14 protein-coding genes are annotated in these 15,509 nt (G+C 72.2%); 3 read left to right on the top strand and 11 right to left on the bottom strand.

Annotated elements, in window-relative coordinates; all coding sequences use genetic code 11:
• Positions 1 to 172: 172 nt before the first annotated feature.
• Positions 173 to 1,996: a hypothetical protein gene (locus J5Y09_RS23730; protein WP_209354329.1), complete on the bottom strand. Its 1,824-nt coding sequence runs from the start codon at positions 1,994 to 1,996 to the stop codon at positions 173 to 175.
• A 108-nt stretch (positions 1,997 to 2,104) separates the two neighbouring features.
• On the opposite strand from J5Y09_RS23730, the gene J5Y09_RS23725 reads away from it, so the two are divergent.
• Positions 2,105 to 2,953, top strand: coding sequence for an NHL repeat-containing protein (locus J5Y09_RS23725; RefSeq protein WP_209354328.1), 849 nt, complete (start codon positions 2,105 to 2,107; stop codon positions 2,951 to 2,953).
• A gap of 40 nt (positions 2,954 to 2,993) precedes the next feature.
• On the opposite strand, the gene J5Y09_RS23720 is transcribed toward J5Y09_RS23725, so the two are convergent.
• The 6 genes from J5Y09_RS23720 to rpsO all read right to left on the bottom strand — a co-directional run bounded on the left by J5Y09_RS23720 (position 2,994) and on the right by rpsO (position 8,581).
• Positions 2,994 to 3,962, bottom strand: coding sequence for a Bug family tripartite tricarboxylate transporter substrate binding protein (locus J5Y09_RS23720; RefSeq protein WP_209354327.1), 969 nt, complete (start codon positions 3,960 to 3,962; stop codon positions 2,994 to 2,996).
• 25 nt (positions 3,963 to 3,987) lie between these two features.
• Positions 3,988 to 4,791: a sugar phosphate isomerase/epimerase family protein gene (locus J5Y09_RS23715; protein ID WP_209354326.1), complete on the bottom strand. Its 804-nt coding sequence runs from the start codon at positions 4,789 to 4,791 to the stop codon at positions 3,988 to 3,990.
• Positions 4,788 to 5,948, bottom strand: a complete 1,161-nt coding sequence (locus tag J5Y09_RS23710) for a dihydrodipicolinate synthase family protein (protein ID WP_209354331.1) — start codon at positions 5,946 to 5,948, stop codon at positions 4,788 to 4,790. The genes J5Y09_RS23715 and J5Y09_RS23710 overlap by 4 nt, the downstream gene beginning before the upstream one ends.
• Positions 5,949 to 5,953: 5 nt before the next feature.
• Positions 5,954 to 7,108: a Gfo/Idh/MocA family protein gene (locus J5Y09_RS23705; RefSeq protein WP_209354325.1), complete on the bottom strand. Its 1,155-nt coding sequence runs from the start codon at positions 7,106 to 7,108 to the stop codon at positions 5,954 to 5,956.
• Between the two features lie 14 nt (positions 7,109 to 7,122).
• Positions 7,123 to 8,181 (bottom strand): dihydrodipicolinate synthase family protein, encoded by a 1,059-nt coding sequence (locus J5Y09_RS23700; RefSeq protein WP_342451539.1) that lies wholly within the window; start codon positions 8,179 to 8,181, stop codon positions 7,123 to 7,125.
• A 130-nt stretch (positions 8,182 to 8,311) separates the two neighbouring features.
• On the bottom strand, positions 8,312 to 8,581 hold the full coding sequence (gene rpsO / locus J5Y09_RS23695) for a 30S ribosomal protein S15 (RefSeq protein ID WP_198376050.1): 270 nt from the start codon (positions 8,579 to 8,581) through the stop codon (positions 8,312 to 8,314).
• A gap of 356 nt (positions 8,582 to 8,937) precedes the next feature.
• Between rpsO and J5Y09_RS23690 the strand changes: the two genes are divergently transcribed.
• On the top strand, positions 8,938 to 10,782 hold the full coding sequence (locus J5Y09_RS23690) for a putative bifunctional diguanylate cyclase/phosphodiesterase (RefSeq protein ID WP_209354324.1): 1,845 nt from the start codon (positions 8,938 to 8,940) through the stop codon (positions 10,780 to 10,782).
• An 84-nt stretch (positions 10,783 to 10,866) separates the two neighbouring features.
• Here J5Y09_RS23690 and truB read toward each other — a convergent pair whose 3' ends face one another.
• Entirely contained in the window at positions 10,867 to 11,802 is a 936-nt protein-coding gene (gene truB / locus J5Y09_RS23685; RefSeq protein ID WP_209354323.1) for a tRNA pseudouridine(55) synthase TruB, read from the bottom strand.
• A 41-nt stretch (positions 11,803 to 11,843) separates the two neighbouring features.
• Here truB and J5Y09_RS23680 point away from each other — a divergent pair, with 41 nt between their 5' ends.
• Complete coding sequence (locus J5Y09_RS23680) at positions 11,844 to 12,068, top strand: hypothetical protein (RefSeq protein WP_209354322.1); 225 nt, start codon at positions 11,844 to 11,846, stop codon at positions 12,066 to 12,068.
• On the opposite strand, the gene J5Y09_RS23675 is transcribed toward J5Y09_RS23680, so the two are convergent.
• From J5Y09_RS23675 to infB, 3 genes are all read right to left on the bottom strand, one after another.
• Positions 12,069 to 12,449: an acyl-CoA thioesterase gene (locus tag J5Y09_RS23675; protein WP_209354321.1), complete on the bottom strand. Its 381-nt coding sequence runs from the start codon at positions 12,447 to 12,449 to the stop codon at positions 12,069 to 12,071.
• Complete coding sequence (gene rbfA, locus J5Y09_RS23670) at positions 12,446 to 12,850, bottom strand: 30S ribosome-binding factor RbfA (RefSeq protein WP_209354320.1); 405 nt, start codon at positions 12,848 to 12,850, stop codon at positions 12,446 to 12,448. Before rbfA ends, J5Y09_RS23675 begins: the two co-directional genes overlap by 4 nt.
• 161 nt (positions 12,851 to 13,011) lie before the next feature.
• A partial coding sequence (gene infB, locus J5Y09_RS23665) for a translation initiation factor IF-2 (protein ID WP_209354319.1) occupies positions 13,012 to 15,509 on the bottom strand: 2,498 nt, incomplete at its 5' end.

The following is a 15,509-nucleotide window of genomic DNA, read 5'->3' as shown; positions in this document are numbered from 1 at the left end:
CCGCGCCGGCGACGGCACCCGACGCCGCCCGCCCGGCCGCGCCGCCCGCGGCGCCGGCGGCCTGCTCGCAGGCGGGAAGCAGGACCAGAAGCAACAGCGCGAAGGGCGACTTGGCGAGGATGCGTGCCGGCAAGGGTCGTCTCCGTTCCTTCGGGCCGGGACGGTAGCGCCCTCAGCGCGCCGGCACCACCGCGTAGAGGCGGAAGGCGGACAGACCCGCGGGCAACGGCACGGGGCGCAGCCAGGACGGCACGTCGCCGTCGCGCAGCGTGGCGGCGAAGCTGCCGTCGCGCAGCGGCAGCACGGGTGTCGTCACGCAGGTCAGCAGCAGCGACACGCCGCGCCGCGCCAGGATCGCCCGCGCCGCCTCCGGCTCCGTCGCGTCCAGCACGGCCACCGTATCGGCGATGGCGCCGCCGCCGCGATGATGCGGTGCTGCGACCGACCGATGCGGCGCGCGCCAGGCGATCTCCGACCCCATGAACAGGTCGCCCGCCATCAGGATGGGCGCCGCTGCCCCGGCCGCGACGCCGGGACGTTCCGCCGCCAGCCACTCCGCCATCTCCGTCCAGGGGCATCCGGCGTCGGCCGGCGCGGCACCAGCGATCGGCCGCGGCGAGAAGAGCCCCGCGAAGGGCACGGCCAGCATGCCGAGGAACAGCCCGCCGCCGAGCGCCGCCCGCAGCGCCGCCGATCGCGGCCAGGCCGCGTGCAGGATCGCGCCGAGCAACCCCGCGGCCGCGATCGCCGCCGCCGGCGCGAGGTCGAGGGTGAAGCGCCGCGCCGCGAAGCTCGCCGCGATGCCGACGGCGAGGATCGCCGCGAGCGCCAGCCCCGCCGGCCATCGCCCATCCCGCCGCCAGCCCGGGTAGGCCAGCGCGAGGGCCAGCACGCCACCGAGCGCCGTGCCGCCGGCATAGACCGTCGCCTCGAGCAGCGAGCCCGGTGCGAAGGGCGGCAGGGGGCGGTTCTCGGCGATGGTCGGATGCAGGTGCAGCAGATAGGCCGGGTCGGCCCCGCCGAGCGGTCCCTTCACCGTCCCCGGGAAGAGCAGGATCAGCAGCGCGAGCGCCGCGCCGCCCGCCGATGCCGCGACGAGGAAGCGCCGGCCGCGCGTCGCGGCACCCGCGATCCGCGCGACGCGGAAGACCGCGGCGGCGAACAGCGCGATCGACAGGTGGTGGATCGATACGCGGTCGTATTCCGCCACCAGCCATTCGGCGGGCGCGTGCTCGACCAGCATGGCGAGGACGATGATCCCCGCCATGCCGAGCGCCATCCGCTCCCCCTGCGCGGCGAGCTCGCGGCCATCCTCCGCGATCACCGCGGCGAGGCCGGTCGCCAGCAGCAGCGGCGCGGCGATCAGCAGCACCTCCGGCCCCGTCCACACGCCGAGCCCGAGCGCCGCCCCCGCCGCGAGGGCCGCGCGCCCGCTTCCATCCGGGCGGAGCGCGCGCAGCGCCGCGCCGATCGCTAGCGTGATGGCGAGCAGGATCAGCGCGTGATGATCCGCCCGGCCGAAGCCGCTGTAGGTGACGGCCGCCGGCGCCCCGGCGGCCAGCACCAGCGCGTGCCAGGGCGCCGATCCCGGCCAGATCGCGCGCGCCGCCCAGGCGGCCGCGACCACCGCGCCCGCGTGCAGCACCGGGGAGAGGACGATGCCCGAGACGATCAGCGCCTGCCGCGGCGACAGCCCGGCCAGCGCCTCCAGCAGCAGGGCCGGCAGCAGGATCAGCAGGTCGACCGGGCGCGTCCATTGCACCAGCAGCCCGTCCGGGGCGTTCAGGCGCGGCGTCACGTCGTCGAACCAGCCCGCGCCCTCCCGCAGGTCGAGGATGCGGATGAGGCGCAGATAGGCGTCCGGGTCGGCCAGCGCGCCCTCGAACACGCGCGGCGCCGCCGGGTTGCCGAGGCTCGCCACTTGGATCAGCGCGACGAGCAGGATGGCGACGATGACCAGCGCCGGGCCGATGCGGGACGGGGGATCGGGCGGCATGGTGCTGTCGGTCTCCTCCGCCCCTCTGCCCGTGGCGCGGTCGGCGCGTCAAGTTGCCGGCGGCCGCCGCGCGCGCCACGCTCGCCCGGCATTCGAAGGAGCCCCGCCATGCCGCGCCACGATCTTTTCGTCCGCCTCGGCGAAACACGCTACCGGGTGGAGCGCCCCTGGGGCGAGGTGCCGCGCGGCGCGGGCGTGCCGAGCGACGTCGCCTGCGACGCGGAGGGCCGCGTCTACGTCCAGCTGCGGCAGGACCCGATCGCCGACCCGGAAGGGCCGGCGGTGGTCGTGTTGGCCCCCGACGGGCGGCGCATCGATGCCTGGGGCGGGGCGGAGGTGGCGGACGGGCACATGCTCTCCGTCCATCCTGATGGGCGCGTCTTCGTCGTCGATCGCGACGCGCAGGAGATCATCGTCTTCTCGCGCGACGGCAAGCGGCTCGGCGGGATCGGGCGGCGGCACCATCCGGGCGAGCCCTTCAACGCGCCCTGCGACGTCGCCTTCGGCCCAGACGGCACGATCTATGTCGCGGATGGCTACGCCGCTTCGGTCGTGCACCGGTTCAGCGCCGAGGGCACGCCGATGGGGCGCTGGGGGCGCGAAGGGTCCGGCCCCGGCGAATTCACCACGCCGCATTCCGTCTGGGTGCTGCCCGATGGCCGCGTGACCGTCGCGGATCGGGAGAACAACCGCGTGCAGGTCTTCACGCCGGACGGGATGTGGCTCGCGGATTGGCGCGGCAACCACAAGCCGATGAGCGTGCATGGCGCGCCGGGCGGTGGCCTCTACGTGACGGACCAGGTGCCGCAGCTGTCGCTGCTCGCGCCGGACGGGGCGATCCTCGGGCGCTGCCGGCCGGTGCTGAACGGGGCGCATGGCATGTGGCGCGGGCCGGACGGGCGCATCTTCCTCAGCGAGCAGAACCCGTCGCGGATCACCTGCCTCGTGCCGGTGTGAGCGAGCGGGGGGAAGGGAACTTCCCCCCGCGCCGCCACCCTCAGTTCACCGTGATCCGGGCTTCCCGCACCACGCGCGCCCACTTGGCGGATTCCGCCCGCAGATAGGCCGCGAGCTCCTCGGCGCTGGAGCCGACGCCATCCGCCCCCGCCGCCGCGAGCCGGTCCTTCACCGCCTGCTGGCCCAGCGCATCGGCGATCGCGGCGTTGAAGCGCGCGACGATCGGCGCGGGCAGCCCGCCCGGCGCCATCACCGCGCCCCATGAGGTCGCCTGCGCGTCCGGCAGCCCGATCTCGGCCATGGTCGGCACGTCCGGCAGCAGCGCGGAACGACGCGCGCCGGTCACCGCCAGCGCCCGCACGCGCCCGCCCCGGATCTGCCCGATCGCGGAGGGGATCTGGTCCAGCATCATCTGGATGTTGCCCGCGACCAGGTCGTTCAGCGCCGGCGCGCTGCCGCGATAGGGCACATGCGTGATGTCGACGCGCGCGGCGAGCTTGAACAGCTCCGGCACCGTATGGGTGGAGGATCCCGACCCCGCCGAGCCGTAGGACAGCCGCCCCGGCTGCGCGCGCACCAGCGCGAGGAATTCCTGCGCCGTGGCCGCGGCGACCGAGGGGTTCACCACCAGCACATGGTCCGTGGTGAAGGCCATGGAGATCGGGCTCAGGTCGCGCAGCGGGTCGAAGCCGAGCGTCGCGTACAGGTGCGGGTTCACCGTCAGCGTGCCCGTGGTGCCCATCAGGATGGTCGTGCCGTCGGGCGCGCTGCGCACCACGTTCTCGACGCCGACATTGCCGCCGGCGCCGGTGCGGTTTTCCACCACCACCGGCTGGCCGAGGGTTTCCTGCATGCGTTCGCCGAGCACGCGCGCGACGACGTCGGTCGCGCCCCCAGCCGGGAAGGGCACGACGAAGCGCACCGGGCGTGTCGGCGCCCAGCCCTGGGCGCGCGCCACGGCGGGCGCGAACAGCGTTGCGGCGATCAGGCTGCGGCGTGTGGCGTTCATCGACGTCTCCCCGGACGGTTCTTGTTCAGCAGAAGGCGTGGCGGGCCTTGACCTCGCGGAGCACCGCCTCGGGATCCTGCGCCCACCAATGGTTCGAGAGGATCTCCACCTCCACCCCGCCGGTCCAGCCCGATGTTTCGGCCATGGCGCGGATGGCGGGGATGTCGATCACGCCCTCCCCGGGCAGGCCGCGGTCGAAGACGAGGTCCGTCGTCGGCACCTTCCAGTCGCACACATGGAAGCCGGCGATGCGGCCCTTGGCGCGGACCATCTGCCGCGCGAGGTCGGGGTCCCACCACACGTGGTAGACATCCACCGCGACACCGGTGCCCTCCCCCAACTCGTCGCAGAGGTCGAGTGCCTGGCCGAGCGTGGACAGCACCGAGCGGTCGGCGCAGGTCATCGGGTGCAGTGGCTCGAGCGCGAGCGTCACGCCCGCCGCGCGCGCCTCGGGCAGGATCGTGGCGAGGCCGTCGCGCACGATCTCCCGCGCGCCGGGCAGGTCCTTCGAGCCTTGCGGCAGGCCGCCGCAGACCATCACCAGGCAATCGGCGCCGATCGCATGGGCCTCGGCGATGGCGCGGCGATTGTCCTCGATCGCCGCGGCGCGCGCGCCGACGGTGAACATGCCGCCGCGGCACAGGCCGGTGACCTTCAGCCCGGCGTCGCGGATCTGCTTCGCCGCGGCCTCGACGCCCATCGCCTGCAGCACGTCGCGCCAGGGGGAGATGCCGGGGATGCCATGGCGCGCGCAGGCCTCGATCACCTGGGTGAGCGACCACGGCTTCAGCGTGATCGTGTTGAGCGAGAGCGGGCCGGCGGGCTTCATGCGACGCCGTGCACCGCGAGCAGCGCGCGCATCCGCGCTACCGCCAGGTCCGGGTCCCGCAGCAGCCCGGCCTTGTCGGCCAGGCGGAAGAGTTCCGAGAAGTGCTGGATGCTGCGCGTCGATTGCTGCCCGCCCACCATGACGAAATGGTCCTGGTGGCCGTTCAGCCAGGCCATGAAGACCACGCCCGTCTTGTAGAAGCGGGTGGGCGCCTTGAAGATGTGGCGCGACAGCGGGACGGTCGGCGCCAGGATGTCGTGGAAGGTGGAAAGGTCGTTGCGCGACAGCGCGGCGAGCGCCCCGCCCACCGCCGGCGCGATCGGGTCGAAGATGCCGAGCAGGGCGTCGCTGTGCCCTTGCTCGTCGCCGGCGATCAGTTCCGCGTAGTTGAAGTCGTCGCCGGTGTACATGCGCACGCCGCGCGGCAGGCGGCGGCGCATCGCGATCTCCTTCTTGTCGTCGAGAAGGGAGATCTTCACGCCATCGACCTTGTCGCCATGGGCGTGGATGACGGCGAGCGCCGTTTCCATCGCCGCCATGTGGTCGTGGTTACCCCAGTAGCCTTCCAGCGCCGGGTCGAACATCTCGCCCAGCCAGTGGATGATCACCGGCTGCTTCACCTGGGACAGGATGCGGCCGTAGACGCGCTCGTAGTCCGCCGGGCTGCGCGCCGCCTTGGCCAGGGCGCGGGAGGCCATGAGGATGATGCGCCCGCCCATCGCCTCGACGGCCTCGCATTGTTCCTCATAGGCGCGGATCACGTCGTCCACCGTCACGTCGGGCCCGGGTGCGAGATGGTCGGTGCCGGCGCCGCTCGCCATCACCGCGCCGGGATGGTCCTGCATGGCGTCGAGCGAGCGGCGGATCAGTTCCTGCGCGCCGGTCCAGTCGAGCCCCATGCCGCGCTGCGCGGTGTCCATCGCTTCCGCCACGCCGAGGCCGAGCGACCAGAGATGCTTGCGGAAGGCGATGGTGCGGTCCCAATCCACCTTCACGTCCAGCCAGGGGTCCTGTTCGGCCAGCGGGTCCGCGACGACATGCGCGGCGGCGAGCGCCACGCGCGGGAAGGGCGGCGTGGCGCGCGCGAACTCGCGCGGGGCGCTGGTGGTGAAGGCTTCGATGCGGCCTTCGCCGCTGGGCAGGTTGATCGTCGGCATCTCGGTCACGCCTCCAGCTTCGGCAGGTCGATCCAGCGGCGCTCGGCCCAGGACTTCAGCCCGGCCTCGGCAAGCTGCACGCCCTTGGCGCCGGCCAGCAGGTTCCACGGGTAGTCCGGCCGCTCGCCCGCGACGTGCTTGAGGAATTCCTCCCATTGCACGCGGAAGCCGTTCGGGAAGTCCTGCGTCGTCGGCACTTCCTGCCAGCCGGCGAAGAAGTCGATGGTCTGCGGCTGGTCGGGATTCCAGACCGGCTTGGGCGTGGCGACGCGCGACTGCGTCCAGCACTTGTGCAGGCCGCAGATCGCCGAGCCATGCGTGCCGTCGACCTGGAAGGTCACGAGATCGTCCCGGCGAACGCGCGTGACCCAGGAGGAGTTGATGTGCGCGATCGCGCCGCCTTCCAGCTGGAAGGTCGCATAGGCCGCGTCGTCCGCATCCGCCTTGTAGGGCTTGCCGTCCTCCCCGATCCGTTCGGGGATGTGCACGGCGCCGAGGCAGGAGACGGATTCGACGTTGCCGAACAGGTTGTCCAGCACGTAGCGCCAGTGGCAGAGCATATCGAGGATGATGCCGCCGCCCTCAGCCTTCTTGTAGTTCCAGGACGGGCGCTGCGCGGGCTGCAGGTCGCCCTCGAACACCCAGTAGCCGAACTCTCCCTTCACCGAGCAGATGCGCCCGAGGAACCCGCTGTCGATCACCATCTTCAGCTTGCGCAGGCCGGGCAGGAACAGCTTGTCCTGCACCACGCCGTTCTTGACGCCCTTGTCCTTCGCGAGCTTCGCGACGGCGAGCGCGTCGGCCAGCGTGTCGGCGGTCGGCTTCTCGCAGTAGATGTGCTTTCCGGCGTTGATCGCCTTGGTCAGCAGCCCGGCGCGCATCTGCGTGGTGGCGGCGTCGAAGAACACCTCGTCCTTCGGGTCGGCGAGGCAGGCATCGAGATCCGTGCTCACGCGGCTGATGCCGTGCGCCTTCGCCAGCGCCTCCAGCTTCGCCCGGTTGCGCCCGACGATCACCGGGTCCGGCATGATGGTGTCGCCATTCGCGAGCTTCACGCCGCCATCGGCGCGGATCGCTGCGATCGAGCGGATCAGGTGCTGGTTCATCCCCATCCGGCCGGTGACGCCGTTCATGATGAGGCCGATGCGGCGTTCCGCCATGCGTCTGTGTCCTTCTACGAAAGCCAGCGATTGAGGTTGGCCGCGACGAAGCCGTCATCCGTCAGCAGCGGGTAGCGTTGCGCGACCGCGGTCAGCAGCTCCGCCTGGCCGGGGGAGAGCGTCTCATGCTCGTCCAGGCACCAGATGCCCTCGAGCAGCCCCTGCCGGCGCAGCACCTCGTGGCAGCCAGCGATGACGCCGTGATAGTCGTGCGCCACGTCGAAGACCGCGGCGTTCATCTCCGTCACCGCCGCGTCCATCGCCAGCAGGTCGGTCGGGACGCGGTTGGCGAGGGCCGCGTCGCGGCAGCGCGCATGCAGCTGCGCCGCGCCGCGCGTCCAGACGGACCAGTGGCCGAGCAGCCCGCCGACAATGCGCAGCGTGGCGGCGCGGCCTTCATGCGCCAGGCGGAAGGGCGTCAGAAGGTCGGCCACGATGTGGTCGTCATTGCCGGTGTAGAGCGCGACGCGATCCGCAGCGCCCGCTTCCAGCACGCCGCGCAGCACGTCGAGCGTGGCGTAGCGGTTGAACGGCGCGATCTTGATCGCGACCACGTTCGGGATCGCCGCGAAGCGCTTCCAGAACGACGCCGGCAGCTCCACGCCGCCAACGGCGGGCTGCAGGTAGAAGCCGAACAGCGGCATCTCGGCCGCCACCGCCTCGCAATGCGCGACGATCTCGTCCTCGTTCGCCCCCTTCCAGGCGGCGAGCGAGAGCAGCACGGCGTGGTAGCCGAGGCCGCGCGCGATCCGCGCTTCCGCCACGGCCTGGTCGGTCCGCCCGATGGCGCCGGCGACGAGGATGGGCGGGGTGTCGCGCTCGGCGGCCGCTTCGGCGGCGATGCGCAGGACGGGCTCGTACAGGCCGCGCGCGCGGATCGCGAACTGGGTGGTGTGGACGCCGACGGCGAGCCCGCCGGCCCCGGCATCGAGGTAGTAGCGCGACAGCGCCTTCTGCCGCCGCGCATCGAGCGTGCGGTCCGCGCGCAGCGCCAGCGGATGCGCCGGGATCACAGTGCCGGCCATGAGCCGCGCGTCGATCCCCGCCGGCCAGTCCTCGCGCCGCAGACCCACCCTGTTTCCTCCCGAAGTAACCGGGCGGTTACTTAAGCGGGCGGCGCGGGGCGGTCAAGCCGGGCCCTGGAACGCGAAAGGCCCCGCGCCTTCCGGCACGGGGCCTCCCTTCATCCGCGAAGGGATGGGATCAGCGGCGCAGGTTCAGCCGGCCGATCAGCGTCTCGTAGCGCTTCTGGTCCTTGCGCTTCAGGTAGTCGAGCAGCCCGCGGCGCTGGCCGACGAGCACGAGCAGGCCGCGGCGCGAATGGAAGTCCTTCGCGTGGGTCTTGAGGTGCTCGGTCAGGTTGACGATGCGCTCGGACAGGATGGCGACCTGCACTTCCGGGCTGCCGGTGTCGTTCGGGCCGGTCGCATAGTCCTTGATGAGCGCCTGGCGGCGCTCGGCGGTGATCGACATCGGGTTGTTCTCCTGTTGGCCGGGGGCTTTGCCCCTTCGGCTGGACGACATGCCGCCCCGGCCCTGAGGACCCCTGGGCGCCCGCCGCCGCGCCAGGCGCGGAATCCGTCCCCGAAGGAAAGGATGGCCCTGGCGCATGGTGGGGGCCGGCGCCGGGATGTCGGCCAGCGCGGTCGCCACCAGACAGCTGGGGTCCGGTCGAGAGCGGGGCCTATCGCTGAAATCCGGCGCCGTGTCCAGCGAGCGCGGCGAGGGCGCGCCGCGGCGGAGCCCTTATGCCTTCGTTATCCATTCTGACATTCAAATGAAGGCCGTCCGCCCTCCGGCAAGTGCGCTGCAACAAGGAACATCCGGCCATGAACGAGAACGGGACCGGCACACCGCCTGACGAGGCGGAGCGGCGTCGCCTTCACCTCCTGCAGCGCATGGGCATCCTGGACACGCCCCCGGACGAACGGTTCGAGGTCTTCACGCGCCTTGCCGCCAGCGTCGCGCGGACGCCGGTCGCCACGATCTCGCTCGTCGATCGCGACCGCGTCTGGTTCAAATCCTCCCGTGGCCTGCCACCCGGCGTCACCGAGGTCCCGCGCGACATCGCCGCCTGCGCCCATGTGCTCGACAGCCCGGATGACGTCCTGGTCTGCCCGGATGCGAGGCTCGACCCGCGCTTCCGCGACAGCCCGCTCGTCACCGGCGACTTCGGCATGCGCTTCTATGCCGGCGCGCCGCTGAAGTCGCCGACCGGCGAGGTGCTGGGCAGCCTCTGCATCATCGACCGCGAGCCCCGCGATGCCGACCCGCAGGTGATCGAGGCGCTGCGCGACCTCGCGCAGGGCGTCACGACGGCGCTGCGCATCCATGAGATGTCGGAGCTTGCGCTCAAGGATCCGCTGACCGGCCTGGGCAACCGCCGGATGTTCGAGGAAGCGCTGACCGATGCCGTCGAACGCGCGCGTCGCGAACGTGCCTTCGTGGCGACGGCGCTGATCGACCTCGACCGCTTCAAGTCCTTCAACGACGTGCTCGGCCATTCGGGCGGCGACGCCGTGCTGCGGGAAGCCGGGCAGCGCATCGCCCGCACGCTCGGCGCCGGCGACATGGCGGCACGCCTGGGCGGCGACGAATTCGTCCTCGTCACCACCTTGCCCGCCGTCGAGGACCCCGAGGCGCGGATGCGGCTGGTCGCCGAGCGCATCCTGGCCGCGCTGCAGGCGGAGCCGCTCCGCTTCGATGGCCATGTGATGCCGCTCGGCGCGTCCATCGGCGTCGCCCTGCGCCGCGCGGAGACCGCCGAGCCCGCCGCGGCGACCGTCGCCGCGCTGCTGCGCGGGGCGGATGTCGCGCTGTACAACGCGAAGGCCGATGGCCGCGGCCGCGCCAGCTTCTTCAGCGACGCGACGGCGAGCGGCATCGGCTCGAAGCACACGCTGGCGGCCGATCTGCGCCGCTGCATCCAGGAAGGCGGCTCCTCGCTCAGGCTCGTGCTGCAGCCCGTGCGCCGGCTGGGCGCGCCCGCCGCGCCCCCGGATTTCGAGGCGCTGCTGCGCTGGACGCACGAGGCCTATGGCCCGATCCCGCCGGGAAGCTTCATCCCGGTGGCCGAGCGCAGCGGCATCGCTTCCGCGCTCGATGCCTGGGTGCTGAACGAGGCGTGCAGGATCATCGCCGGCTTTCCGGCGCCGCAGCCGGTCATCGCGGTCAATGTCACGCCCTATTTCCTGGTGTCGTCCGACTTCCTCGCGACCGTCGATGCCTGTCTTGCGCGGCACGGCATCGCCGCGGACCGGCTCTGCATCGAGATGACGGAGCGCGTGCTGCTCGAGGACTTCGCCCCCGCGAGGCGCGTGACGCAGGAACTGATCCGCCGCGGCATCTCGGTCGCGCTCGACGACTTCGGCGCGGGCCATGCCTCCTTCGGCTATCTCAGCGAAGTCCCGCTCACCAAGGTCAAGCTCGACAGGTCCCTGACGGCCGCGATCGGCGCCGGCACGCCGGCCGCCGAGCGCGCCGCGGCGATCGTGCGCGGCATCATCGCCATGTGCCACCAGCTCGGCCACCAGGTCGTGGTCGAGGGCGTTGAGACCGCCGTACAACTTGCGTTGCTCGAGACCCTGGGCGCGGACATGGTGCAGGGCTGGCATATCGGCCGCCCGGCACCGGCGGAGGATTTCCTGCCGCCGGCGGGCCGGCGCGCGGCGTGACGCCCAGGGCATCGGCTGCGCTCAAGGCCAGTCTTTCCGGAAAAGGAAATCCGATCAGGTGATTCCGCCTGACCGGATGTTCCGCTAGCGCGCGGCTTCCAGCCAGCGTTCCGGCTTGACCAGCCCTTCCTCGAGCCGTGCGAGGCCGAGCAGCCGACCGCCCGCCATCGCCCGCGCCAGGCCGCCATCCGGGTTGGCCTCCTGCGGGATGCGGCCCATGAGTTCGACCAGCGGGACGGGCTGTCCGAAGGACAGGCGCGCGGCTTCCGCTTCCGTCAGCGGCAGGGCGGGGATGTCCTCCAGCGCCATCGTCACCGGGCGCAGCAGGTCGGTCGAAGGTTCCGCTTCCTGGATGCGCGCCAGCGGCACGGCGTCCTGTTCCAGGAAGGGCCCGACGCGCAGCCGGCGAAGGGCGGCGATGTGGCCGAGCGTGCCGCAGGCCAGCGCGAGGTCGCGCGCCAGGCTGCGCATGTAGACGCCCTTGCCGCTCTCGACGAAGAAGATCGCCGTGTCCGCATCGGGCCGCTCGACGAGTTCGAAGCGGTCCACGCGGGCGGGGCGCGCGGCGAGTTCCACCGCCTCGCCGGCGCGCGCGAGGTCGTAGGCGCGTTCGCCCGCCACCTTGATGGCGGAGAAGATCGGCGGGACCTGCATGATGTCGCCGATGAAGGCGGGCAGCGCGGCGCGGATTTGCTCGTCGGTCGGGCGTGCCTCGCTGGTACCGGTCACGTTGCCGTCGGCGTCGTCGGAATCGCGCGCCTCCCCCAGGCGCAGCGTGAAGCGGTACTGCTTCGTGCCATCCATCACATACGGCACGGTCTTGGTCGCGGCACCGAAGGCGATCGGCAGCACGCCGGTCGCGAGCGGGTCCAGCGTGCCGCCATGGCCGCATTTCTGCGCCTGGAAGGCGCGCTTGCAGATGGCCACGACGTCGGTCGAGCCGATGCCCGTGGGCTTGTCGATGATGAGCCAGCCGTCGATCGGCCGGCCTTTCGGCTTGCGGTGGCGGTGATGGGCCATGCGAGGATGAAACGATCCGGAGCGGTTGGAAGGGTCAGGCGATGGGCGCGTACGACGAGGACGATCCCCCGATCTGGGCACGGTTCCTCATCGCCAAGATGGTGGTCATGGCAGGCGCGCTGATCGGCCTGGTGGCGGGCGAAGGCCTGGCGGGGATGCTCTGGGGCGCGGGGCTGGCGGTGCCGGTCGCCATGCTCGCCTTCATCGCGCCGGGCATCTTCACCGCGATCCTGATGGTGCTGCAGGTGTTCAGCTGCGCCTCCTGATCACGCGGGCACGGGGCGCGGCCGCCCGGCCTCGTCCAGCGCGACGAAGGTGAAGGTCGCTTCCGTCACGCGCGCCGCGTCCTCGGCCGTGCGGTCGCGGCGCCAGGCCTCGACATGCACGCGGATCGAGCTGCGGCCGACGGCGATCAGCCGGCCAAAGAGGCTCACCTCGTCGCCGACGCGCACCGGCAGGTGGAAGGTCATCGCCTCCACCGCGACGGTGGCGACGCGGCCGCGGGCGCGGCGAAGGGCCACCGAGGCGCCGGCCTGGTCCATATGCGCCATCAGCCAGCCGCCGAAGATGTCCCCGGCCGGGTTGGCATCCGCCGGCATGGCGATGACGCGGACCTGCGGCGGGTCCCCGGGCGGGCCGGCGGTCATTCCTCCTCGGCCTTGCGGGGCGCGAGGTCGCGCTGCACTTCGGGGCGGTGCATCACCTCGCTGATGTGCTGCGCGTAGCCGAGCGCGGTGTCGGGCTGGAAATGCAGGTCCGGGGCGTATTTCAGCCGCACGGCATGCGCCACTTCCCGCCGCAGGAAGGGGGAGACGCGCCGCAGCCCGGCCATCTGCTCAGGCGTCAGGTCGCGGCCGAGCGCCGAGACGAAGGCCGTCATGTGCTTGAGATCGGGGGAGGCGCGGACCTCCGTCACCGTCACGTGCACGCCATGCAGGTCGGGGTCGTGGAAATCCGCGCGCATGAACACCGCGGAGAGCGCGTGGCGGATCTCCTCGGCCACGCGCAGCATGCGCTGGGAGGGCGCGCCGGTCTTGGTGTGCTTCATGTCAGATCCTCCGCGGCGGGTCGCGGAGGGGCGACGCCCCTCCACACCACCCCGGCAAAGGCCGAAGGGCCTTCGCAAACCGTTCCATCATGGCGAGCCCGGAGGCTGCGGCGCGCGCGGCTCCGGGCGTTTGTGTCCCGCGGCCGCTCGGCCCCGGCGCCTCAGCTCGCCGCTACGGTCTCCACCTCATAGCACTCGATCTGGTCGCTCACGCGGATGTCGTCGTAGTTCGCGAAGGACATGCCGCATTCGAGCCCGTTGCCCACTTCGCGGACATCGTCCTTGAAGCGGCGCAGGGTGGACAGCTCGCCCTGGTGGATGACGACGCCGTCGCGCAGCAGGCGCACGCCGGCGCCGCGCTTGACCTGGCCTTCCGTGATGCGGCAGCCCGCCACCTTGCCGATCTTCTTGACCTCGAAGACCTGCAGGATCTGCGCGTAGCCGAGGAACTTCTCGCGCTGCACGGGCGCGAGCTTGCCCTTCACCAGCTTCTCGATGTCGTCCGCGACCTCGTAGATGATCGAGTAGTAGCGGATCTCGACGCCTTCCTTCTGCGCCAGGTCGCGCGCCTGGGTCGTGGCGCGCACGTTGAACGCCACGATGACGGCGTCCGACGCCTTGGCGAGCTGGATGTCGGATTCGGTGATCTGGCCCACCGCGCTGTGCAGCATGCGGACCTTCACCTCCTCGTTGCCGAGCTTGGCCAGGGTCACGCCGATCGCCTCGGCGCTGCCCTGCACGTCGGCCTTCACGACGACGGCGACTTCCTTCTGCTCGCCCGCCTGGATGCGGGCCAGCATGTCGGTCAGGCTGCCGCGCGCGCCGGCGGCGGCATTGGCCTTCTCGCGCAGCTTGCGCTGGCGGAATTCCGAAACCTCGCGCGCGCGGGCCTCGTTCTCCACCGCGATGAAGTTCTCGCCGGCCGAGGGCACGCCCGACAGGCCGAGGATCTCCACCGGCAGCGACGGCGGGGCTTCCTTCAGCTGGCGGCCCTTGTCGTCGAGCATCGCGCGCACGCGGCCCCATTCGGCGCCGGCCACCACGATGTCGCCCTGACGGAGCGTGCCCTTCTGCACGAGCACCGTCGCGACCGGGCCGCGGCCGCGGTCGAGCTTGCTCTCGATCACGGTGCCTTCGGCCGCGCGCTCCGGGTTCGCCTTGAGGTCGAGCACCTCCGCCTGCAGCGTGATCGCCTCGAGCAGCTTGTCTAGGTTGATGCGCTGCGTGGCGGAGACCTCGATCTCCTGCGTCTCGCCGCCGAGGCTTTCCACCACGATCTCGTGCTGCAGCAGTTCCTGCTTCACGCGCTCGGGCTTCACGCCGGGCTTGTCGATCTTGTTGACGGCGACGATCAGCGGCACGCCGGCGGCCCGCGAATGGCGGATCGCCTCGACCGTCTGGGGCATCACGCCGTCATCGGCCGCGACCACGAGCACGACCATGTCGGTCACGCTCGCGCCGCGGGCGCGCATGGCGGTGAATGCCTCGTGGCCCGGCGTGTCGATGAAGGTCACCTTGTCGCCGGACGGGATCGCGATCTGGTAGGCGCCGATGTGCTGCGTGATGCCGCCGGCCTCGTGCGCGACGACGTCGGTCTTGCGCAGCGCGTCGAGCAGGCTGGTCTTGCCGTGGTCGACATGGCCCATGATCGTCACGACGGGCGGGCGCGGCGCGAGGTCGGTGTCCTCGTCCAGCGCGCCTTCCAGCCCGATCTCGACGTCGCTCTCGCTCACGCGCTTCACGCGGTGGCCGAATTCCTGCACGACCAGTTCCGCCGTGTCGGCGTCGATGGACTGCGTCAGCGTCGCCATCACGCCCATGCGGAACAGCGACTTCACCACCTCGCCGCCACGGGCGGCCATGCGGTTGGCGAGTTCCTGCACCGTGATCGCTTCCGGCACGACGACGTCGCGCACCACGCGTTCGTTGCCGGAGCGGAGGCGCTGCAGTTCCTGCTGCCGGCGCTCGCGGTCGCGGGCGCGGCGCAGGGAGGCGATCGAGCGGCTGCGCTCGTCCTCGCCCTCGATCGCGGCCTGCACGTCGATGCGCCCTTCGCGGCGGCGATCGCCGGTCGGCGCGGCCTTCTTGACCGGCACCGGCATCGGCCGGCGGCCGGGCGCGCCCGGCGGGCCGCCGGGGCGGCGGACAGGGGCGCGGCGGGAGTCGTCCTCCTCGTCGGAGGGGCTGCGCGCCTTCAGCGTCAGGCGCGCGGCGGGGGTCTCGCCATCCGGCTTGCGGGCGGGGGCGGCGGCGGGCGCGGGCCGGCCGCCCTGCTTGGCGGCGGCGGCGGTCGCGACGGCGACGGTTTCGGCGGATTTGCGCGCCTCATCCTCGACCTTGCCGCGCTTGGCCGCTTCCTCGGCGTTGCGGGCATCCTCCTCGGCGCGGCGGGCGGCTTCCTCGGCGGCGCGACGGTCTTCCTCGGCCTTGCGGGCGGCTTCCTCGGCGGCGGAACGGACCATGAGCGCCTGGCGCTCGCGTTCCTCGCGCTGGCGCTGCGCCTCGACGCGGCGGTTTTCCTCGAGCACGCGCTGGCGCAGCGCGATCTCGGCCTGGGTCAGCGGGCGACCGGGGGCGCCGCTGCGCGTGGCGGGCGCGGGGCCCGCGGCGCGGGCCTGGCCGGTGCCCGAAGGCGCCGCCGCCGTCGGAGCGGCCGCGG

The sequence above is a fragment of the Roseomonas nitratireducens genome (genome assembly GCF_017813355.1).
Classification (GTDB): Bacteria; Pseudomonadota; Alphaproteobacteria; order Acetobacterales; family Acetobacteraceae; genus Neoroseomonas; species Neoroseomonas nitratireducens.
The sequence above is the reverse complement of the archived record's forward strand: the minus strand, read 5'-3'. Positions and strand labels throughout refer to the sequence as shown.

What these genes read in the sequence shown, in the direction of transcription:
- J5Y09_RS23710 (WP_209354331.1), bottom strand. Translation starts at nt 5,948, where the DNA reads ATGCCGACGATCAACCTGCCCAGCGGCGAAGGCCGCATCGAAGCCTTC.
- J5Y09_RS23680 (WP_209354322.1), top strand. Translation starts at nt 11,844, where the DNA reads ATGGGCGCGTACGACGAGGACGATCCCCCGATCTGGGCACGGTTCCTC.
- J5Y09_RS23725 (WP_209354328.1), top strand. Translation starts at nt 2,105, where the DNA reads ATGCCGCGCCACGATCTTTTCGTCCGCCTCGGCGAAACACGCTACCGG.
- rbfA (WP_209354320.1), bottom strand. Translation starts at nt 12,850, where the DNA reads ATGAAGCACACCAAGACCGGCGCGCCCTCCCAGCGCATGCTGCGCGTG.
- J5Y09_RS23720 (WP_209354327.1), bottom strand. Translation starts at nt 3,962, where the DNA reads ATGAACGCCACACGCCGCAGCCTGATCGCCGCAACGCTGTTCGCGCCC.
- rpsO (WP_198376050.1), bottom strand. Translation starts at nt 8,581, where the DNA reads ATGTCGATCACCGCCGAGCGCCGCCAGGCGCTCATCAAGGACTATGCG.
- J5Y09_RS23730 (WP_209354329.1), bottom strand. Translation starts at nt 1,996, where the DNA reads ATGCCGCCCGATCCCCCGTCCCGCATCGGCCCGGCGCTGGTCATCGTC.
- J5Y09_RS23705 (WP_209354325.1), bottom strand. Translation starts at nt 7,108, where the DNA reads ATGGCGGAACGCCGCATCGGCCTCATCATGAACGGCGTCACCGGCCGG.
- J5Y09_RS23675 (WP_209354321.1), bottom strand. Translation starts at nt 12,449, where the DNA reads ATGACCGCCGGCCCGCCCGGGGACCCGCCGCAGGTCCGCGTCATCGCC.
- truB (WP_209354323.1), bottom strand. Translation starts at nt 11,802, where the DNA reads ATGGCCCATCACCGCCACCGCAAGCCGAAAGGCCGGCCGATCGACGGC.
- J5Y09_RS23715 (WP_209354326.1), bottom strand. Translation starts at nt 4,791, where the DNA reads ATGAAGCCCGCCGGCCCGCTCTCGCTCAACACGATCACGCTGAAGCCG.
- J5Y09_RS23690 (WP_209354324.1), top strand. Translation starts at nt 8,938, where the DNA reads ATGAACGAGAACGGGACCGGCACACCGCCTGACGAGGCGGAGCGGCGT.